The sequence below is a fragment of the Arcobacter sp. ISO1 genome (genome assembly GCF_058105185.1).
This window is the reverse complement of record NZ_CM176573.1, coordinates 270,470-293,011: the sequence shown is the minus strand read 5'-3', so window position 1 is coordinate 293,011 and position 22,542 is coordinate 270,470. Positions and strand designations below refer to the sequence as shown.

The following is a 22,542-nucleotide window of genomic DNA, read 5'->3' as shown; positions in this document are numbered from 1 at the left end:
AGGTGTGTGAACAATTTTTGACACAAATTTAATACAGTTTAAAATGAGGGAAAAATGAAATTACAAGAGATTAAAAACATTGATATTGATGGGAAGAAAGTATTTATTAGATGTGACTTTAATGTACCTATGGATGAATATAATAATATTTCAGATGATAGAAGAATAAAAAGTGCATTAAATACAATTAGATACTGTATTGATAGAGATTGTTCAATTATTTTGGCATCACACTTTGGTAGACCATCTGAACCAGGAGAAGAAAAATATTCTTTAAAACCAGTGGCAAAAAGATTACATACTCTTTTAAAACAAGAGATAAAAATGGCAAAAAATGTAATTGGTGAAGACACACTTGAAATTGCACAAAATCTTGAAGCGGGTGAAATTTTATTACTTGAAAATTTAAGATATGAACAAGGTGAGAAGAAAAATGATGAAGAGTTTGCTTCAAAACTAGCATCTATGGCTGATGTTTATATCAATGATGCCTTTGGTGTATCTCATAGAGCTCACGCATCTGTAGAAGCTATTACTAAATCTTTTGATATCAACCACAAAGCAGCAGGTTTTTTACTTGCAAAAGAGATTAAGTTTTTCTATAAAATTATTGAAGAGCCAAAAAGACCATTTGTTTCAATTATTGGTGGTTCAAAAGTTTCTGGAAAACTTGAGGTTTTACATAACCTAATTACAAAAGTTGATAAGATTTTAATTGGTGGAGGAATGGCCTTTACATTTTTAAAAGCACAAGGGTATGAAGTAGGAAAATCATTAGTTGAAGATGATTTAATACCTGATGCAAAAGAGATCATGCAAAAAGCGCAAGAGCTAGGGGTTAAGCTATATTTACCTGTAGATATTGTTGCTGCTGAGGCTTTCGATGCAGATGCAATTGCTAAACATGTAACTGCTCAAGAGATTCCAAGTGAATGGATGGGACTCGATATAGGACCTGCTACTGCTCAGTTATTTAGATTTGCTCTTTCTGATGCAAATACTATTTTATGGAATGGTCCAATGGGAGTTTATGAGATGGAAAAATTTGCTAAAGGAAGTACTAGAATTTCTAATACTGTTGCACAATCTTTTGCAACAACTGTTGTTGGTGGTGGAGATACAGCAGACTTAGTTAGAGTAACTGGAGATGAAGAGGATATGACGTTTATCTCTACTGGTGGTGGAGCATCATTAGAATTAATTGAAGGAAAAGTTTTACCTGGTGTTAAAGCTTTGGTTTTAGAGGACTAGTATGATGAAGATAATTGCATCAAACTTTAAAACTAATCACACTAGAAAAACCACAGCATCTTTTATAAAAGAGATTAATGGTTTTATAGAAGAAAATAAAATAGAAAATGAAGTAATAGTTTTCCCTACTGCTACTTCATTAGATTCTTTCTCAACAGCTTCAACTCTAACTATTGGTGCACAAAATGCTTATGCAACTGAAAAAGGTTCTTTTACAGGTGAAATTGGAACTGAACAATTAGATGAATTTGATATAAAAACAATTTTAATTGGACATAGTGAAAGAAGACATGTTTTAGGAGAATCTCAAGAAAATATTGCTAAAAAGTACGAGTTTTACAAAAGTAAAGGTTATAAAATAGTATATTGTATTGGAGAGCCTTTAGAGGTTAAACAAAGTGGTCTTGAAAAAACATTAGAGTATATTTATGAGCAGTTTGTTGGGATTGATACAAATTACGAAAATTTAATCTTAGCCTATGAACCAGTTTGGGCAATAGGTACTGGAGTTACAGCCACTGAAGAAGATATTACAAAAGTACATAGTGCAATAAAAGAAAAAATTGATAAGCCATTACTTTATGGCGGTTCTGTAAAAGTAGCTAATGTAAAAGAGATATGTGCTCTAGACGGCGTTGATGGTGCATTAATAGGTACTGCATCATGGAATGCAAATGATTTTAAACAAATTTTAGAAAATACAAAGGAATTATAAAGATGGTTATGAAGGGTAAAAAAGGTGTAATCTTAGGAGTTGCAAATAATAAATCTATTGCTTATGGTATTGCAAAACAATGTGCTGCACAAGGAGCAGAGATTGCATTTACTTATTTAAATGATTCTCTTAAAAAAAGAGTTGTTCCAATTGCTGAAGAGTTTGGAAGTGCAGATTATGTTTATCCATGTGATGTTTCAAAACCTGAAGAGATTAAAGCTCTAAAGGAATCAATTGAAAAAGATATGGGACAAATCGATTTTATCGTTCACTCAATTGCATTCGCTCCAAAAGAGGGACTTTCTGGAAGATTTTATGATATTTCTAAAGAGGCATTTGATATTGCTATGGATATCTCTGTTTATTCACTTATTGAAGTTACAAGGGAGTTAAAGCCTTTATTATCTGATAGCTCTTCAATTTTAACATTAACTTATTATGGTGGAGCAAAATATATTCCAAACTATAACTTAATGGGTGTAGCAAAAGCTGCTTTAGAAATGACAACAAAATATTTAGCCGAAGATTTAGGAAAAGATGGGATTAGAGTAAATGCTATTAGTGCAGGACCAATCAAAACTTTAGCAGCAGCTGGAATTGGTGACTTTAGATTTATGTTAAAATGGAATGAAGCCCATGCGCCACTAAAAAAGAATGTTTCAATAGATGAAGTTGGAAACTCAGGTATGTATCTACTTAGTGATTTAAGTTCAGCTGTAACAGGTGAAATTCATTATGTGGATTGTGGTTATAACATTATGGGAATGCCAGCAGTTACTTTTGATGAGAATGGTAGGCCTACAATTGCATGGAATGGTACTGATAAATAATTCTTTAGCTTTTTGAAGAAATCTTTGTTTACAAAAAAATCTTTAACTAGTCATTTACTTTAGTAAACTCCTAGTAAAGATTTTTTCATGCCTTGATTTATTCTAAAAATCTAAATTTTATTTATCAGTACTATAGATAGTTCAAAAAATATTTAAAACAGTTGTACGAACAACCTCTGCAGTGTTAGGGGAGAAAATTTTAATTTCGGGGTTACCCAACACGAAGCCGTTTGAGTAGGATTGTTTTAAATATTTTAATTTAAATTGTTATAGGAAAAAAATGAGTATTAATTTTAAAGAATTAGCGAATAAATATCAAACACCATATTATGTATATGATTTTGATTATATTACAAATCAATATGAAGAGTTAAAAACTGCATTTAAAGCAAGAAAGTCTTTAATCGCATATGCTGTAAAAGCAAACTCAAATCTATCAGTTATTAAACATCTAGCATCTTTGGGTGCAGGAGCTGATTGTGTTTCTATTGGTGAAGTAAGACGAGCATTAAAAGTTGGAATTGCTCCATATAAAATTATCTTTTCAGGTGTTGGTAAAATTGATTCTGAAATAAAAGAAGCATTAGAACTTGGTATTCTAATGATAAATGTTGAATCAGAGGCAGAGTTACAAAGAGTAGAAACTATTGCAAAAGAGCTTGATGTAGTTGCAAGAATCTCTATTAGAGTAAATCCAAATATTGACCCAAAAACACATCCGTATATTTCAACTGGATTACATGAAAATAAATTTGGTGTTGATATTGATACAGCAAAAAGAATGTATATTCAATGTAAAAATTCAGATAATTTAGAACCAACAGGTATCCATTGTCATATTGGTTCACAATTAACACAGCTTCAACCAATTAAAGAATCTGTTCAAATTATTGCTGATCTAGTAAGAAATCTTTCTGCACTTAAAATAGAACTTTCTTTTATAGATGTTGGCGGGGGACTTGGAATTGTTTATTCTGATGAAAAGTTAATTGATACAAATGAATATGCACAAGCTATTTTAGAAACAATGTTTGGTCTTGATATTACAGTTGTATGTGAACCAGGAAGATTTTTAGTAGGGAATAGTGGTACTTTTGTAACAAAAGTTTTATATGAAAAAATAAATGGTGAGAAAAGATTTGTAATAGTTGATGGAGCTATGAATGATCTTATTAGACCAAGTTTGTATAATGCATATCATGAAATTGAAGTTTTAAATGATAATACTGAATTTAGTGATTGTAATTTAGTTGGGCCTGTTTGCGAAAGTGGTGATTTTTTTGCTAAAAATATTGAACTTCCTCAAACAAAACATAATGATCTAGTTGCTATTTATTCAGCTGGAGCATATTGTTTTACAATGGCAAGTAATTATAATACAAGAGGAAAAGTTGCAGAAATTGCAGTTGAAAATGGTGCAGATAGATTAATCAGAAAAAGAGAGACTTTTGAAGATATCATTGCTTTAGAAGAAGAGTTTATAAAATAGAAGAAGCAATAAAAAAGGTTATGTTATGAGTGAAACAGGACTACAAGAATTAAGAAATAAGTTAGACTCAATAGATAATGAGTTATTGAAACTTATAAATAAAAGAATGGAATTTGTTCATCAAGTTGGGGAGTTAAAGGCACAAAGTGGTGGAGCAATTTATAGACCTGAAAGAGAAAAAGCTATTATTGATAGACTTGAATTATTAAATGATGGTAAACTAAATAGAAATGCAATTGAGGCACTTTTTTTAGAGATTTTTGCTATTTCTAGAAACTTTGAACTTCCAGAGAATATTGCATATTTAGGACCTGAAGGAAGTTTTACTCATCAAGCCGCTGAGGGTAGATTTGGTGCAATGAGTTCATATTTACCAATTGGTTCTATTAAAGGTGTATTTAGAGAAGTTAGTTCAAAAAAAGCAAAATTTGGAGTTATCCCTATTGAAAACTCTTCAAATGGAATTGTAAGTGATACTATTAGTTGTCTTTCAAACTATGATCTTAAAATTATTGCTGAAGTAGTTTTAAATATTCACCATACTCTAGCAACAACATGTGATAAAGTAAGTGATATAAAAAGAATTTATTCTAAAGACATAGCCTTTGATCAATGTAGTAGATTTTTAGAAAATGTTGGACTTGATGAAGTTGAGCATATACCTGTTGAGTCAACAACAAAAGCTGCAAAATTAGCTTTAAATGAAAAAGGAAGTGCTGCAATTTGTTCCCATGTTGGAGCAAAGATTTATAATCTTCCAATTTTATTTGAAAATATTGAAGATAAAGATAACAATAAAACAAGATTTTTTATTGTAAGTGATTTTGAAAATGCCCAAAGTGGAAATGATAAAACTTCTATTTTAGTAAATCTTCCAAATAGACAAGGGGTATTAGTAGATTTTTTAACTGATTTTGATAAAGCAGGGATTGATTTAACGAAAATTAAATCACATATTGTAGAGGGTGTTTCTATTTTCTTTATTGATTTCAATGGACATAAAGATGATGAAAATGTAAAAACAATTTTTGATAAACATAGTGAATCTATAAAATTCTTAGGTTCATATGTTAAAGAAGTAGAGGATATTTAAAAATGAAATTTAATAAAATTTTGGATAACTGTAAAATTTATGAAGCTGGTAAGCCTATTGAACTTGTAGTTAGAGAATATGGAGTTGATACAAAAGATATTGTAAAGCTTGCTTCAAATGAGAATCCATACGGTACCTCACCAGAAGTAACTAAAAAAATTCAAGAACTTTCACAAAATATGTTTATGTATCCTGATGATTCAATGTACGAATTAAAAGAATCCCTTGCTAATAAATTTAAAGTTACTAGTGAAAATATTGTAATTGGAGCAGGAAGTGACCAAGTAATTGATTTTTTAGTAAAAGCAAAATGTGATGAAAACTCTAAAATTTTAATGAGTAAAACAACTTTTGCGATGTATGAAATTTATGGTAGACAAGTTGGAGCTACAATTTTAAGAACACCAGATGATGAACATAATTTAGAGCAGTTTGAAGCTATGTATAAAGAGCATGGCGCAGATATTATATTTTTATGTTTACCAAATAATCCATTAGGTGAGTGTTTAGATACAAGTGATGTTTATAATTTTTTAAAAAAAATTGATAGTGAAACTTTAGTTGTTATTGATGGAGCATATCAAGAGTATGCCGCATTTAAAGATTCAAAAAAGAGAATTGATCCTGCAGATTTAATAGAAAAATTCCCAAATGCAGTTTACTTAGGAACTTTTTCAAAAGCTTATGCTTTAGGTGGGATGAGAACTGGATATGGAATAGGGCAAGTTGATATTATAAAAACTATGTACAAATTAAGACCTCCTTTTAATATTAGTACACTATCATTAGCTGCTGCTATTGAAGCACTAAAAGATGAAGAGTTTGTAGACGAGTGTATTAAATTAAATTTTGAGCAGATGAAAAGATATGAAGAGTATGCTGTAAATAAAGGTTTTTCTTATATTGATAGTTACACAAATTTTATTACATTGAAATTTGAAGATAAGTATAGTTCTAAAGAAGTTGCACAAAATTTACTTGAAAAAGGTATCATTATCAGAGATTTAACAGGTTATGGTGTTAATGCAATAAGAATTACAATTGGATCAGAAGAACAAAATACAAAAGTATTCAAAATATTAGATAAAGTATTGGACGAACTAAAAAAATAAAGAGTTTAGAATTATGGAAATAAAAGAAAAGAGCCTTGATGAGTTAGAAGTAGTTTGTCAAGATATCAGAGATAGGATTATAGATGTTGTATCAAGAAAAGGTGGACACTTTTCTTCTACACTTGGTGCAGTTGAGTTAACTGTCGCAATGCATAAAGTTTTTGATGTAAAAAAAGATCCTTTTATCTATGATGTATCTCACCAATGTTATCCACATAAATTAATAAATGATAGATGGGATGAATTTGAAACGATTAGACAATTTGATGGCTTAAGTGGCTTTACTAAACCTAAAGAATCTGATGCAGACTATTTTGTAGCTGGACATAGTTCAACTTCCATTTCCCTTGCAGTTGGCGCTGCTAAAGCCATAAAACTAAAAGGTGAAGATAGAATTCCTATTGTTATGATAGGGGATGGTTCTATGACAGCAGGGATGATATACGAGGCTTTAAATGAACTTGGGGATAAGAAATATCCTACAGTAATTATTTTAAATGATAATGAGATGTCAATTGCAAAACCAATTGGTGCTATTTCAAAATACTTGTCAAAAATCTTAGCAGGAAAATATTATCAAAGTTTTAAGGAAAGAGTTGATAGGTTTATTAAAAATAATATGCCTGAAGGGACTACTTATATAGCTAAAAGAATGGAAGAGGCTATGAAGCTTATTACTCCTGGAATACTTTTTGAGGAGATGGGAATTGACTATATAGGTCCTATTGATGGGCATAATCTTGAAGAAGTTATTGAAACACTTGAAATAGCACGTGATATGAAAAAACCTGTTATTGTTCATGCAAGAACTGTTAAAGGAAAAGGTTACGCTCCTGCTGAAGGTCAACATGAGTGTTGGCATGGGGTAGGGCCTTTTAATATTGATAATGGAAAGTTTGTTAAGAAAAATGCAGGAAAATCTGCAACAGCAGTTTTTGCTGATGCACTTTTAGACTTAGCAAAAAAACATGAAAATGTAGTTGGAGTAACTGCAGCAATGCCGAGTGGAACTGGAATTGACAAGCTAATGAAAGAGTTCCCAACTAGATTTTGGGATGTAGCAATTGCAGAACAACATGCAGTTACTTCAATGGCTGCTATGGCAAAAGAAGGCTTTAAACCGTTTATAACAATCTATTCTACTTTCTTACAAAGGGGATTTGATCAGATTATTCATGATGTATGTTTAATGAATCTTCCAGTTGTATTTGCTATTGATAGAGCAGGTATTGTAGGAAATGATGGGGAAACTCATCAAGGGGCTTTTGATATATCTTATTTAAGATTTATTCCAAATATGATTCTTTGTGCCCCTAGAGATAATGAAACACTTAACTATGCTTTAGAATTTGCATATACTGCTTCAAGTCCATGTGCTATTAGATACCCTAGAGGTGCTTTTAGTGAACTTGAATTTCAAACATCACCCTTTGAGCTAGGACGTGCAGAACTTTTAAAAGAAGGAAGTTCTAATAAACTTTTTATAGGATATGGTGCTGGAGTTAGTAGGGCATGTGAAACTGAAAAACTTCATGAAGAAGATATAGCAATTTTAGATTTAAGGTTTGTAAAACCTTTAGATGAAGAGAAGTTATCTGAATTAGCAAAAAAATATAATGATTGGTATGTATTTAGTGATTCTCAAAAACAAGGTGGTGTAGGAAGTGCAATTTTAGAATTTTTAAATAAAGAAAAACTTTTTGTAAGTGTTACATCATTTGAATATGAAGATAATTTTATTCCCCATGGAGATACAAAGAAAGTTGAAGAGAGTTTATTTTTACATCCCTCTTTAATAGTAGAAAAAATTAACTAGTAATAAATACTAGTTAATTTCCATAAAGTATTTTATTTACCCTTTGTTGATGTTTTTCCTCATCTGTTAATTCAACTTTTTCTTTTTTCTTTTCTATTTTTTTAGTTGTTTTTGTAAGTTTTTTGTTTTTATTGTCTTTATTTTGAATTCTATTTTTTTTGTAAAGATTATTCTCTTGTTTATCATAATCTCTATTTTTAATTACCCCAATTTTTTTCTTTAGTAGTTTTTTCTCATTGTGGTTCATTGGGTCAACTATTTCAGGAGTCATGAAAAACACTAAATCATAGTTTTCATCATTTGTTGATCTACTTGAGAACAATTGTCCTAATAAAGGTATATCACCTAATCCTGGGATTTTTTCTTTATCTTGACTGTAATCAGCTTTTAAAAGTCCAGCTAAAACAATAGTAGAACCATTTTCTATTAGTACGTTAGTCGTAACTTCATTACCAACTAACCCTGGAATATCATCAACAGTATTAATATAATCAACATCATCAATCTTTGCCATTGCTTCAAAATCTATATATTGGTTTTCAATAATCTTTTTTGCTTTCATTGAGATATTAAGACCATATTCAATCTCTTTTAACTCAGTTGAAGGCACACCTTCAGCAGTTGTTGTTGATGATTTAATAAAAAATTTACCACCTGTATTAAACTTAGCTTCTTGATTCTCTTTCATAATCAAGGTGCTTTCATTTACTATTCTTGCAGCATTGTTTTTTCTTAGATAATTTAGTGTAACACCTAGATTAAAATCTGAACCTAATGTTTGTGCAGCAAGTGTTAACCCCCCAGTTAAACTTGTAATATTAGCATTAAAGTTACCACTTAATGTATCGTTTGTAGAGTTATTACTAAATGTCCAATCATTAATAAGTTCCTCAGTATTATTGTTATCTATTTGAACCACATAAACTTTTACTCTGACCATTTTAGTTGAGTAGTTATCTTTAATCAAATCAATTAATTGAGCTTCTGTATCAATCCCATATTTTTGAAATATCTCAATAAGTTTAGATTTTTGCGTTTGATTTTTAACATGACCTTGTAGTATTACTGTATCATTGATTTGCGAGACTTGTACGTTTGGATAAAGATGATTAATTAGTTGAATTATATCATTCATATTTTTAACTATATTAAATTTAACGGTAACAACTGAATCATCTTGGAACGTTACAATAGCACTTTGTTTACCAATTTTTTTCCCTTTTACTTTTAATGTTGCTAAGGGGATATCACTATCTTTTAAAAAATCAGCTTCAATATAATCACTTGAATCAAAATTAATTTTTTTAATTGTTTTAGTGAATTTAAGAATTTTATAACCATTTAAATCTACAGTCACAATTTTATTTTCAAAATCCACCTGTTTTACAGCTTTAGTTTCAGATGCATCTAAAGAAATGCAGAATAGTAGTATTAATATAATAAAATTAATTTTTTTCATCTTCTCTCCTAATTTGATAAAGTGATATTTAATGTACATGTTATTGTATTTGAATTATTTTCATTAAACACTACTCTTTTACTTACAAGGTTGTTCCCAAAAAACTTATAAGAGCTATTTGTCGTTTGAGTAATAAAAATAACTTGATACGCACCATTGGCATTAAAACCACATATTGAATTTGTATCTGCTGCTACATTATTTATTGCATTCACTTTCATTGCATTAATATTGGCAGTTAAATCAGCACCTATACCATTAATAGCAACATTTCTTGACCCATAATCTGAAATAGCATCCATATTATCTTTTACTCTTACAATTGTTGCATAATCTATAACAAAGAAGAACAGAGTTACAAAACCTATAAACATCACCATCCATAAAAGGATATTTTCAATATAAGCTTTTTTAAAACTTTGTTTTTCATTTTTGATAGTTTTTCTATCCATCCTTATTTTCTTAACCTTTTATACTCTTTAAATGATATCTCTTTTACATCTTTTTTCTGAATATAAGTTCCATCGCAAATGACAAACCAATTTGGATTAATTTTAGATGAACCAGTATGTGCTAAAACATAGTTCTTATATATCTTTTTACTTATTTTAGACCTAATAGATGGCATTTTTCTTAGATACGCTTTATTTGATGTTATAAGTAATAGATTGTCATTTTTTGAACACTCTTTTGTCAAATCATTTTGTAGATTAACAGTCTTTGATTTTTTCAAAGAAGGTTTGTCTGCATATTCAATTATTGCAGTTTTTTGTTCAGTATTAATTTTTGGATAATATCTTTTTATAGGATAAAATCTTTTTACATACTTAGGTTTTTGTAAACTTTTTGGAGGTTCTTTCTTTTTAACAATTTTTTTGATTTCTTCTTTTTGATCTTCTTCCGGTTCTAGTCTTGATTTTACCATCCAAAGTTGGCTACCTTTATTCCAATCTTCTATTAAAGCTAACATATCTTTTTCTTTGATATCTAAAATTAACTCAGAGGCTCTCATATTTACAATCTCTTCAATTGTTTTCTTTTTTACTACTTTTTTTATCTTTTTTTTGAAAATTGCTTTTTCTGAAGGTAATCCATCTGCAAGAAACCCTAATACTCGTATGTTTTTAATAACATACTGCACTGATACACCTGTTTCATTTGTAACAGATACAATTTTGATTAAATCATTTGGCTCTAATGTAAAGTTAGGGTTTCTAAACATCTTATATTGCATATTGTAACTATTGTATTTGAAGTCAATTTTTTCTTGTTTTTTCTCTTCAACTTTTGTTGTTAACTTTTGTTTTAAAAATGCCTCATTTAAGTAAATGGTTTCTTTCGCATATTTGTTAACTATCTCTTTTTGAAGTAGTGGTTTAGTTAATACAAATTGTCTTGCAATTGTTGTACTTTTAATATCTTTTTCACTAATTAATGCACCTTTCTTAATATCTTTATTTGCAACAAAAATTTTAACTAATCTATTTTTATCTGCAACAACTTTTTGGTTTTCTTGATAAAAATATACTGATACTGCAATTGCAGATAGTAACATAGAAAGTAGAATTAATATTATTGCTACTTGTTTATTGAATTTCATAGTTCCCCTTCATTTTACATTCCAAATTCTAATTTCCCAGCCATTAAAGGAAAGATTATAAAAGCCCCTAGTGATGGAAGTACAAATATAAAAATAACTAACATTAAGTACATATTTAATGTATTTACTTTACCCTTAATTTTATAAAACTTTTCTTGTCTCATCTCATCTGATTGTGTAGAAAATATATTTTTTACTCCAATTCCTGCTTCTTCACTCAAAATTAAAAAATCAACTATTTTCCCTATGTCCTCGGAATCAACTCTTTTTTTTAGATTTTCATAGGCTTTTTTAGTAGAATAATTTGTCATTTCATATTCAAGTATTGCTACTTCTTTTAGAAGTTCTTCATCTAATATTCCATGAGCTCTTGTTGAAACTGTAAAAAAAGCATTTTTTAATCCCCCACCAGCTTCTAATATTACATTAATTAAATCCAAAAAGACACCAAGGTCATTATTTATTTTTTCAACTCTTTCAGATTTTGATATGCTTATATATATAGGACCTCCAAATAGTAAAAGAACTATACCAACAGCAATTCCAATTATTCCTACAATATTTAGACCAAATAGTATGGGTAGGGCTACTAATACAATTATACCTATTAATGCAAATACTAATTTACCTTCATTGTATTCTTTTTTGGTAAGTCCTGCTTGGACTAGTTTAAAGTATAAATCTTTTGAGCGATCTTCTTCTATCCCTTTATTTAACTCTTTTTGTTGATCAACAATACCAACTGCATCAAGTTTTGATAATGATACTATTTGTTTTTTTTGACCCTTTGAATCAAATAAATACCAAACTAGAATTCCTAAAATCACTAAAATTATTGGTGAAAAATAAATTAAATCCATTTTATCCCTTAACTTTTGTTAATAAATTATTTACAAAGATACCAAATGCTACCCAAACAGCAATAAAGAACATTTGTACTTGACCTTCACTAGTACCAAAAAAATGTTCATCTAAAATACCATCTAGTGAACTATCCATCATTTTATAAATAAAAATCACTAAAGCAATAATCATATAACTTCCCACTTTTATTTCTCTAGTTGAAGCTGTTATCTCTTGTTTTATCTCACCTTGGTCATGTAAAGTTTTTCTTAGTTTTTCTAAAGTATTTGAAAACTTACCACCTGATTGTCTACCAATTGAGATAGTTAGATAAAAGATTCTTAACTCTTTTGATTCTACAAGAGTAAACATTTTTTGGAAAGCTTTATCTTCACCTACAATATCTTTTTCAACAAGATATAAAGTAAATACCTCTTTTGCAAATTTAGATCTTGATGTGGCAACCGATTTTTTTAAAGCTTGCTCAAAACCAACACCACTTTTCATCATACTAGTTACTTTGTCTATTATTCCTTTTAATGCAAAGTTAAACTCTTCTAATCTATTATCAATCAATTTTTTTAAAACTAATAAAGGGAAAAATGAAAATATTACAGCACTAACTGCAAATACAATGGTATTTGTAATTACAAAGTTTATAAATATAGCTGATAAAAAACCAAAGGCACCAGAAATTATTATAAATACAGTTTCAGAAAAAGGTGAAGAGTAACCAGCATAGGTTAATCTTTTCCCTAACCAATTTCTCTCTTTTTTATTTAATCTTGATCTTTTTTTACTACCTTCTAATATTTCATTATTATCTTTTGACAATTTACTAATAATTCTATTTTTTTTATTATATTCTAAAGAAAAGTTATAAATTAGAATAGCTACAAGTACTACTAAAATAGGTATAATAATAATTAGAACTATAGTTAAAATATTCACGTTATTAGTCTCTTTGTATTTTTTGGAAATGTGGCCATTTATGGAAAACCTGTGGATCTTGATGTAAAAATATATCAACAAACTCATCTTTCCAACCACACATTTTATCTGGTAAATCTTTTTCCAATTCATCTATTAACATAGATTTTGGCATTTCAAACTCTTTATTAAAAATAGATGTATCTATATCAACACCAAACATATTCATTTGATTAACTGTTCTTGAAGGTGTTGATACAACTTCAAATTTACCTTTTGTTTTTGACATATCACTAGTATCTCTTTTAAATTCAAATATATTGTTTAATGAGATAACTGAATTATCTTCTATTCTTCTTTCAACTTCAGAAATCGTAATTACTTTTCTTGTACCATCTGGAAACCTTACGAGCTGTAAAATAATATCAACTGCTGAAACAATTTGAGCTCTAATAAAATTTATGTTTGCACTAGGTCTTGCTTCTAAATACATATTTTCAATTCTTACTAATGCTTCTTTTGTATTATCGGCATGAACTGTTGTCATAGATCCAGGGTGTCCTGTATTCATCGCATTTAACATTACAACAATCTCGGCACCTCTACACTCCCCAACAATGATTCTTCTAGGAGATGATCTAAGCGATGAACGAAGTAAAAATTCTAAGGGAATTGCACCTTTTCCCTCTTCATTAGCCATTCTTGCTTCATATTGTCTAATAGAATGGCAAGGCATTTGAGGTTTCATTTCTTTTGTATCCTCAATAACCATCAATTGTTCATTTTCATCAATGAATCTAGTCATGGCATTAAGGAAAGTTGTTTTACCACTTGAAGTACCACCAGAAACAATAATATTACATTTACCTTTAGCTATTTTTAGTAGAAAATATGCCATCTTATAATCCATTTGTCCTGAATCAATTAAAAATTCTAAGAGTAGTGGAAGATCATTAAATTTTCTTATTGTTACACAACTTCCATCATTAGCTGCAATTGGAGGAATTTGTACTTCAACCCTAGAACCGTCTTTTAATTTACTTGACATAATAGGATGGGCTTCATCAATTTTTCTATTGTTTTCAGCAAGCATTTTGTCAATTACTTTTCTTAGTTCTTCTTCACTTCTAAAAGTAAATGGAGTTTGAACAGTCTTACCTTTATAAATAATATCAATATAATCTTTTGTATTTACAATTACATCATTTAAGCCATCTTTAGCAATATTAAACAGTGCAGTTATAGGACCATACCCAATAACATTATTTATAATAAATTCTTTTATATCTTCTAGAATATTTTTTGGAAGCTTAGATGCCTGCTTAAATGATAGTATAAATTCTGGTAAAACATCTTCTAGTGAATCACGTGTGATTTTTTTATCTGATTTTAGATTTATCATAAAGTTATCATTTATTTCATAAGCTAATTCTAAAAGTTTTGAATCAAGATAAATTTTTGGGAAAACTAATTCATTATGTCTATTCCTTTTTTTTACCTGTTCAATCTTTTCTTTTGCAATAGAGTTTGGTTTTGTTTCTTCAATGATAGGCTCTTCTGTAGAAAAAGATTGCTTTTTTATCTCTTTTTTTTGTTCTTCATCTGCAATTAGAAGTCTTAAGTTTCTCAACTTTTATCCTTATTTAAAAAACCAAATAGACTTTTTTGTTTTTTTGGTTTTTGAACTGTATCACCAATATAATCTTTATCTCTTAATATACTTTCTAAGTTTGTTACAAAAATAGAATCTGATGAAATACTAGCTGCAAGTTCACAGTAGTTCCAACATTTACCAAGAGTTTGATAATCATTTGGAATTTTAAGATAATTTATTTTATCTTCTTTAGAACTTGTATTCATAATTGAATCAAAATCAGAAGAAGAGATTTCATTTAATGAATTAACTCTATTTACTATAAAGGTAACTTTTTCTTTTAATCCAGCTCTTTTCATAAGTGAGTAAAATGTTTTTAGTTTACTAACATGGGGTAATGTCATTTCAGTTAATACCCAAATCTCATTTACTAAATCGTATACTGTACTTTTAAGTGAAGAGGCATCAGCCTCCCCTGTATCTATGATTATGTAATTAAATTTTTCACTAGCTTTTAGTAAATAATCCAACATCTTTTCTATAAAATTGTCTTTTTCAATTAAATCTTTATCAATATGTTTTTGAATACCATTAATTGAGTAAAAGTTTTCTCGCACCTTTACTAGGCCAAGTTCAAGGTTTTTTTTAAGATTAAAGTCTCCATAATTTACTAAGTCTATTATTGTTTCACTAGGGATTGGATTTTGAGATAAAAAAAGATTACTTATAGCTTTAGTTGTAGATAAATCAACATATAAAACATTTTTATTTGGATTGTTTTTAGCTATTAAATCTGCAGCATTCATTGAAACTGTAGTTGTTCCAATACCACCTGATACCCCACCAATGGCAATGATTTTATTATCATTTTTGTTTTTATTAATAAGTTTATGTTTTGTATCTAAAATTATATTTTTGATTCTTTCAGGAGAAAATTCATCAATAGAGATATAGTTTTCAATATTTAATTTTCCACACGTAAGTGAAAGGTGGTGATCATTTGGACCAACTACTATTACAAACTCATTAAAAGCTCTTAAAACTTGTTCATCATCATTTATAAGTTCATTGTTTTGTACTGTATAGATAATGATATTTTTAGAATTTTTTAAATTCAATTTATCTGAAACTTTTGCTATATCATGGATTACGCTAATATCAGCGTTTAGTAAGATATCTAAATTTGTTTCTAATTTATTAGCAAACTTAATTGTATTTTTATCAGTAACTATGAAAATATTTAATGGGGTATTTTGAGATAAAAGGTCTTTTTCTATTTCAAATATTTTTCTTAAAGCTATTTTTGATTTTTTTAAAAGTTCCCTTAAAACAGATCTATACCAAATTCTTTTGTTAAAAGTAATTTTTCCAAAAATCACATCGCCATCTTTTAAGATAATAGAATATTTATTATTTATAAAATTGATATCATCATCAATAATATCATATCCATCGATAGTAAAACCATATACAAAATTATTGTATTTAAAATCATATTTCATAAATGTTAGTTTTTGAATATTTGAGATTAGTACAAAAAGTTGTAATATTTCTATTACATTTTCTCTTCTAATCTCAAGAGCACCTTGTATATTTGAATATTCTTGATACTGTTTGTAATCCATTAAATCAGATCCTTTACTATTGTTTAACTATATTAATTTCATCTATTGCAACCCATTCATCATTCCAACTTGTATTAGGTCTAAAAGTGATTTTTAAGTTACCACTACTATCTGTAGTTCCAGAAAAATTTTTAGGAGTCCAATATCCATTTGTTTCATAGAATCCATAAGAGTAGGTATTATTCAAATAAACTTCTAATTTTTCATAATTCTCCCAACTAGTTGGTGTTGCATAGTTTAAAGATATTGAAACATCAACATTTCTACATCCATTTCCAAAGTTATATGTTTTATAACCATAGTCATCTCTTTCGATTACATAATAGGAATTATATCTATATCCCCCTGACCAGTATTCTGAGTTAGAAGAGAAATCATCAGTTTCATTTATTGTACATTCAACATTTGCAATTATGTTTAATATAAATGAAGTATTAGTAGAATCTGTACCATCTGTTGCTATTATATTTACTATAACTGGTGAATAGTGTTGAGTATTATCAGGAATAGTTGTACTTAATACATCATTTGTTGTCGTATTATAGCCCAATGAAGCAGCTGTAACAGTATAAGTAACATCATCTCCATCAGAATCAGTGCAATAAGTATCTAAATTCAAACTAAAGTTTTCAGTTTCAGTTGCAGTTTGTGTTGGAATTGTTTGACATTGAGGTGGATTATTGTTTGTATTTTCTGTAACACTTATTGAAAATGATGGCAATGAAACTGAAGTAAAACCATCTGATACAGAGATTGCTATACTTGTATAATTTCCAACTTGAGAATTATTTGGGGCACCTGATAATTGTCCTGTATTTGTATCAAAATTTGCCCATGAAGGTTTATTTGAAATTGAAAATGTTAAATTGTCTCCATCTGGGTCAGAAGCAACAGGTACAAAAGAATAAATACTTCCAGCTTGTATTGTAGTCATTGGATTTCCACTAATTACAGGCGGTTGATTAATATTGTTTACTGTGATTGTACATGTTTGGATATTACTTGCGCCTTCATTATCTGTAGCAATTATAGTAATAATATCATCACCATTAAAATCTGTATTTGGTGTATATGTAATTGTATCTGTACCAATTGAAATTGAGCCATTAATTGCTGAACCTGTAAGGGAAGATATCCATTTATCATCAGATGAAGTAAATGAAAAAGTTGATGTTGTATTTTCATCAATTGGAGCAGGGCAACTTAAAACTAATGATGGTTGAGCATTACCATTACAAGTTAAATTTATAGACCCATCACTTAAAACACTATAAGTGTTTAATTGATTTGGAATTACTACTCTAGTTGTATTTAAAAAGATGTCGTTAAAGTCTTCATCTCCACCACCATCTAAATCTTCCATAGCATATCTATATTCATCATTTATATCATGGATACAATCATTTATACCTTCTTTATAACTTGTTGTTGGATCATTTGTAATATCAGGAATATTATTGAACTGATTATTATCATAATTAACTACATTACAATGATCTATAAAATCATCATAAGTCTGTGTTCCTTGTCCTGCAAAAGCTCCATATCCTCCAACAAATTCATTATATGTAGTCCAAACACTTTCAGGGATAATTTGTATGTGAGGATAACCGTCTCCATTTAATTCATTATGCTCAAAGTAAACATTGGCATTCTCTTTTTTGATACCATTAATATTAACAGTTGGATTTCCTGACACATTATCAAAACAATGAGTTTCATTACCATTGTCTCCAAATGTCATTGTATCCCCTACATCAGGTCTATCATAGCCATTTGCAAAAAAATCATAACCATCCGAAACTAAAAAAACGTGAGTCGGTGGACTAGTTATTGCTGTACCATTGTTCAATAACGCTCCAACAAGATTGTGGTCATCTGAGTTTGCTAAGATAATTCTTGTGTTTGTAACACAGTTGTTATTATCTAAATCATAAAGTCCAACCATATTTGTAAATCCAGCATCTTCTCCACCATAAGTGATGGTAACGTTTCTAGGGGTGTTAACTGGCTCTGTCCAAGAAAATGGGCCTACTGTAAAATCATTTTTATCAAAAAATCTATACCAAAAAGTATCATAAGGGTGCTGAACAATAGATGCCGTAACTTGATCAGGTTCACCATCTCCATCACTATCCCACCATCTGTAAGATACAAGTTGGTTTGATAAAGTTTCAATTCCTAATTTTTGTTGATTTAAAATTGAAGTAGTTATATTTTGTGCAGTACACATATCAATATTTGATTCATAATATCTTGCCATAGCATTTGCAGAACTTTTTACTAGAGCTTTCAAATCATAAATATAATTTCTTGTTGAGGTTTCATCATTTACTGTTGCAACGAAAGTTACTATTCCCATAAGAAGTAGAAAACCTAAAAAAAGTTGGTCTAATATTGCTTTTTTCAAATAATCCCCTTTTTTAAATTTGATAAATTCCTATTTTATAGAATATTTCTGTTAAACAAACAGCCATAAAAATAGCCGGAGCCATAGGCGCAACCTTGCGTCTTTTATATTTTTGAATAAAAATTAAAAATAGTGCTTGACAAAGGCCTGTAAAAATTAAAAATAATGGAAATAATAAAGGTTCTAAATATATAGCTACAACCATAATATATTTGATATCCCCACCACCTAAAATTTGTTTAGGCATTATTAATAATATTATAACAAAAAATATTAAAATTACAAGTGAAATAATGAATGATATGTAGTTTAGTTTATCTTCAAGGAAACCAAATGTTATTAAAAATAAAAATAATGTAGCAAGTGTGATATTTGGTATTTTAAATTTAGTACAGTCTGTGTATGAGAGTAGAAGTGAAAATATGTAAAATGATAAGGTGAAAATCATTTAATTATGTGTTTGTAATTGAAATAATTTTTGTATTAGACTCATTCTTTAAAATTTCTTTTTGCTGTGAAAACCATGATTCTATAGCAATTAACCCGACAATACCAACAAATACAAGAAGTAAAGTTACTAAGATACGATCTATAGCACCCTTTTCTGATTTTAATATAAAATTAAATGACATAATAAAAGGTAAAGAAAACTTTACCTTTTTATCCATTCATAGCCTCTTGAATTTTTGTATTCGCACTATCTTGCATTGTAGTCTTTTGGTCACTCATCCATGTTTGTAATCCAACAACAGCTGCAACTCCTACAATTACTAATAACAATGTAACTAGGATTTTATCCATTGCACCTTTTTCTGATTTTAATCTTCTTTTTAAAAATTCTAACATTTAAATACTCCAACAGTGAATTTAAAAAATTATAGCACAAAAAAACTAAATTTTTCTAAAGATAAGCTTAGAATTCATTATTTTATAAAATTTATACCCTGATTTTTCGATTAAATCATCAGAAAATCTTAAATTAGTTGTACTCATAGTATCGACTATAAAGTAATCAGGAGAATTCTTCTTCAAAAAAAAGACGAGATTTTTCATAGTTATTTTTTCATTATTAGTTAATAGCTCAAAATAGGTTTTTTTATCTTTTGAATTATATGTTACCCAACCTAAAGAACAACTTGGAATATAGCTTCCAGTTGGATTTAAATAAGTTGACATATAGCTATAAGTACCCATTGATGAAAAAAGAATTCTTTTTCCTCTGTATTCGCTTTCCTTTATAAATTGCATTTCTAAAAAAGTTTTTTCAAGTGCACTTGTCTCTTTCTTATAATCATAAAATGTTTTTAGAAAAAATAATATTATAATTACAATATTTATAAATAAGTATAGTTTTTTTGGAAATTTTAAAAAATATGTTTTTTCTTCAAAAAATCTTTTTATTATATTAATATAACCATTTAATCCATTTTTTTCTATGAATTTAAAAGAAGTGTAAAATAAGTTAATTAAAAATAAATAAAACAAAGGTTCTATCAAATTTAAGAATCTTTGTTGAATAAGAAATAATGGCATAAATAAGATTATATATTTTAGTAAAATCTCTTTAGGTTTTAAAACATAATAAATAATTAAAGAAAAAATCATTAATAAAATTAGTAAATTTGTTGAACCAAGATTATTCTTAAACTCTAAAGGGATAATAAAAGGTTTACTTTCTCCAACACTATATGACTGTGTTAATATGTCATTATTTAATACAAAATGAATAATTCTTAAATAGCCTTCTAAATCAAAATAGGAATAAAAAAGAAATCCAAATAATAAAGAAACAGCAATTATAATAGTTTTGTAGTAATCTTTTAATATTATAGTTATATATCCAATAAAACCAAAGTAAAACCAAAAAACATAGTAAAATGGTGCATAAAGTAGAGGGATTATAAATAAAATTTTTTTATTTTTTAAAATGAGAAAATATAATATAAAAAGACCACTTAATACATCTGGTCTTAAGAAAAAATACCTAAAACTAAGTAAAGGAAGACCAATTGAAAAAATCATTATATAAATTGTAGAAATTTTAGTAAATCTTTTGAATGCTAAATAATACCAAAAAGATAAAAGAGTATATACTATTGAGTTAACAAAAATTGGTACAGTGGATTTATCCATAAAGTTCAATAAAAAAGATAAAAGATAATGCCATGAAAACCAAGGATCAAAATCTTTATATAATGAAAAAGGGTATAATCTCTCCCATGAAACTATTTTATCTGGATAGAATGCCATAGCTAAATGTCTCCATCCATCATCGGGCATCGTTAATCCAAGATTTTTAATAATCAATATTGAAGAAATTAAAAAAAGAAAAAATACTACAAAATTAAATTTTAGTGCTTTTAGTTGATTCATGATATTCTTTTTCTGTGTTTATATTCCATAAGGTATCTTTGTTTTTATTTTTGATTAAACAATCTACAGCTTCAAAACTTGTCATCATAGAATGATCCATATTATTATATCTATGTTGACCATTTCTTCCAATACAAAATAAATTATCATATTTATTAAGATAGTTCTTTATTTCATCAAATTTGTTGTATGAACCAAAATAAGAAGGATAAGCTTTTTTAACTTTTAATTGAACACTATCTAATACTTCGTTTTTATTGATTAATTCAAGTTTTTCTAATTCATTAATTGCAAAATTTTTAAAATCTTCCTCAGACATCTTCCAAAGTTCATCATTTTCATTACAAAAATATTCTAAACCTATCCATGTTGTATTCTCATCTTTAACTAAAAAAGGTGACCAATTATTAAAAATTTGGAGTCTTCCTATTTTTACATCAGGTTCTTGAATATAAATCCAGTTATCTTTTAACTTATTTAATTTACTTTTATTTAGTAATATCCCTACTGTTATAAAGTCTCTATACTCTAATTTATCAGCAATTTCTTTAATCTGGCTAGGTACAGTATATAAAGTATTTATTAAATCTTTTATTGGCATTGAAGAAAAAATATAATCAAATTCATATGTGTTTTTTTTAGTTTTTAATTTAGTAATTTTAGAATTATCTATTTCTAAGGCAATTACTTTTTCATTAAATAATATATCTCCACCAATGGTTTTAATTTTATCTGCTACAGACTCCCAAAGTTGGCCTGGCCCGTATTTTGGATACTTGAATTGCTCAATTAAAGAAGTTTCAATATTTTTTGAATTAAGATTCCCAAAACTTTTTTTAAGTATGTGAATTAAAACAGATCTAATAGATAATCCTTTAACTCTTTGATACCCAAATAATGCAGCTATTTTATTGCAAGGAACACCCCATACTTTTTCTGTATAATCTCTAAAAAAAGTAGCATATAACTGAAACCCAAACCTATTTATAAAAAAATCTTCTAAAGTTTTTTCTTCCCTTTTAAAAATTATTGCTTTTAAATATGAAAGACCAATCTTAATAAATCTAGTAAAGCCTATATTTTTTATTGTATTTCTATTTAATGTAATGGGATAATCGTAAAATTTTCTTTCATATAAAATTCTTGATTTTCTGTCTCTTATTAAGAACTCTTCATCTAAAACTTCATCCCACCATTTATTAACTTTTTTTATTTTACTAAAAAATCTGTGCCCACCAATATCAATTCTATTGCCATTATAACAATAAGTTTTAGATATACCACCAATAAACTCTGATTCTTCTAAAATTGTGACATTATATTTATTCATTTTTAGTAGTTCATAAGCAGCAGTTAAACCAGCAGGTCCCGCACCTATAATTATAATTTTTTCTCTCATAAA

Annotated in this window: 20 protein-coding genes; 7 read left to right on the top strand and 13 right to left on the bottom strand. The window is 28.1% G+C overall.

Features of this window, described 5'->3' with window-relative positions; all coding sequences use genetic code 11:
* Positions 1–54 precede the first annotated feature (54 nt).
* The 7 genes from AC2TY9_RS01405 (at position 55) to dxs (ending at position 8,306) form a co-directional block, all read left to right on the top strand.
* Complete coding sequence (locus AC2TY9_RS01405) at positions 55–1,251, top strand: phosphoglycerate kinase (RefSeq protein ID WP_489778993.1); 1,197 nt, start codon at positions 55–57, stop codon at positions 1,249–1,251.
* A gap of 4 nt (positions 1,252–1,255) precedes the next feature.
* Positions 1,256–1,966 (top strand): triose-phosphate isomerase, encoded by a 711-nt coding sequence (locus AC2TY9_RS01400; protein WP_489780444.1) that lies wholly within the window; start codon positions 1,256–1,258, stop codon positions 1,964–1,966.
* Positions 1,967–1,968: 2 nt separating this feature from the next.
* A complete protein-coding gene (fabI, locus tag AC2TY9_RS01395; protein WP_489778992.1) occupies positions 1,969–2,796 on the top strand; it encodes an enoyl-ACP reductase FabI in 828 nt (275 codons plus the stop codon).
* 280 nt (positions 2,797–3,076) lie between these two features.
* The gene (lysA, locus tag AC2TY9_RS01390; RefSeq protein ID WP_489778991.1) at positions 3,077–4,285 is read left to right on the top strand and encodes a diaminopimelate decarboxylase; all 1,209 of its coding nucleotides are present in this window, start codon (positions 3,077–3,079) and stop codon (positions 4,283–4,285) included.
* A gap of 25 nt (positions 4,286–4,310) precedes the next feature.
* Entirely contained in the window at positions 4,311–5,378 is a 1,068-nt protein-coding gene (gene pheA / locus AC2TY9_RS01385) for a chorismate mutase (protein WP_489778989.1), read from the top strand.
* 2 nt (positions 5,379–5,380) lie between these two features.
* Positions 5,381–6,490 (top strand): histidinol-phosphate transaminase, encoded by a 1,110-nt coding sequence (hisC, locus tag AC2TY9_RS01380; protein ID WP_489778987.1) that lies wholly within the window; start codon positions 5,381–5,383, stop codon positions 6,488–6,490.
* A gap of 13 nt (positions 6,491–6,503) precedes the next feature.
* Positions 6,504–8,306, top strand: coding sequence for a 1-deoxy-D-xylulose-5-phosphate synthase (gene dxs, locus AC2TY9_RS01375; RefSeq protein WP_489778986.1), 1,803 nt, complete (start codon positions 6,504–6,506; stop codon positions 8,304–8,306).
* Between the two features lie 13 nt (positions 8,307–8,319).
* Here the strand turns inward: dxs and AC2TY9_RS01370 are convergent, their stop codons facing one another.
* The 13 genes from AC2TY9_RS01370 to AC2TY9_RS01310 are packed head-to-tail and all read right to left on the bottom strand — an operon-like array spanning position 8,320 to position 22,539.
* Positions 8,320–9,765 (bottom strand): type II and III secretion system protein family protein, encoded by a 1,446-nt coding sequence (locus tag AC2TY9_RS01370; protein ID WP_489778984.1) that lies wholly within the window; start codon positions 9,763–9,765, stop codon positions 8,320–8,322.
* An 8-nt stretch (positions 9,766–9,773) separates the two neighbouring features.
* Positions 9,774–10,217 carry a hypothetical protein gene (locus AC2TY9_RS01365; RefSeq protein WP_489778983.1) on the bottom strand — a complete coding sequence of 148 codons (444 nt, stop codon included), beginning with the start codon at positions 10,215–10,217 and terminating at the stop codon, positions 9,774–9,776.
* Positions 10,218–10,219: 2 nt separating this feature from the next.
* Entirely contained in the window at positions 10,220–11,365 is a 1,146-nt protein-coding gene (locus AC2TY9_RS01360) for a hypothetical protein (RefSeq protein ID WP_489778982.1), read from the bottom strand.
* A gap of 14 nt (positions 11,366–11,379) precedes the next feature.
* Positions 11,380–12,225 carry a type II secretion system F family protein gene (locus AC2TY9_RS01355; protein ID WP_489778980.1) on the bottom strand — a complete coding sequence of 282 codons (846 nt, stop codon included), beginning with the start codon at positions 12,223–12,225 and terminating at the stop codon, positions 11,380–11,382.
* A 1-nt stretch (position 12,226) separates the two neighbouring features.
* Positions 12,227–13,159, bottom strand: coding sequence for a type II secretion system F family protein (locus AC2TY9_RS01350; RefSeq protein WP_489778979.1), 933 nt, complete (start codon positions 13,157–13,159; stop codon positions 12,227–12,229).
* A 4-nt stretch (positions 13,160–13,163) separates the two neighbouring features.
* Positions 13,164–14,768, bottom strand: a complete 1,605-nt coding sequence (locus AC2TY9_RS01345; protein ID WP_489778978.1) for a TadA family conjugal transfer-associated ATPase — start codon at positions 14,766–14,768, stop codon at positions 13,164–13,166.
* Entirely contained in the window at positions 14,765–16,357 is a 1,593-nt protein-coding gene (locus tag AC2TY9_RS01340; protein ID WP_489778976.1) for a CpaE/TadZ family protein, read from the bottom strand. Before AC2TY9_RS01340 ends, AC2TY9_RS01345 begins: the two co-directional genes overlap by 4 nt.
* 16 nt (positions 16,358–16,373) lie before the next feature.
* Positions 16,374–18,767: an Ig-like domain-containing protein gene (locus AC2TY9_RS01335; RefSeq protein WP_489778975.1), complete on the bottom strand. Its 2,394-nt coding sequence runs from the start codon at positions 18,765–18,767 to the stop codon at positions 16,374–16,376.
* 13 nt (positions 18,768–18,780) lie between these two features.
* Positions 18,781–19,215 (bottom strand): prepilin peptidase, encoded by a 435-nt coding sequence (locus AC2TY9_RS01330; protein ID WP_489778974.1) that lies wholly within the window; start codon positions 19,213–19,215, stop codon positions 18,781–18,783.
* Between the two features lie 4 nt (positions 19,216–19,219).
* Positions 19,220–19,435: a hypothetical protein gene (locus tag AC2TY9_RS01325; protein WP_489778972.1), complete on the bottom strand. Its 216-nt coding sequence runs from the start codon at positions 19,433–19,435 to the stop codon at positions 19,220–19,222.
* On the bottom strand, positions 19,428–19,613 hold the full coding sequence (locus tag AC2TY9_RS01320) for a hypothetical protein (RefSeq protein ID WP_489778971.1): 186 nt from the start codon (positions 19,611–19,613) through the stop codon (positions 19,428–19,430). The genes AC2TY9_RS01325 and AC2TY9_RS01320 overlap by 8 nt, the downstream gene beginning before the upstream one ends.
* Before the next feature lie 45 nt (positions 19,614–19,658).
* Positions 19,659–21,140: a hypothetical protein gene (locus AC2TY9_RS01315; RefSeq protein WP_489778970.1), complete on the bottom strand. Its 1,482-nt coding sequence runs from the start codon at positions 21,138–21,140 to the stop codon at positions 19,659–19,661.
* Positions 21,112–22,539 carry an NAD(P)/FAD-dependent oxidoreductase gene (locus tag AC2TY9_RS01310; protein ID WP_489778968.1) on the bottom strand — a complete coding sequence of 476 codons (1,428 nt, stop codon included), beginning with the start codon at positions 22,537–22,539 and terminating at the stop codon, positions 21,112–21,114. The genes AC2TY9_RS01315 and AC2TY9_RS01310 overlap by 29 nt, the downstream gene beginning before the upstream one ends.
* Between the last annotated feature and the right edge of the window lie 3 nt (positions 22,540–22,542).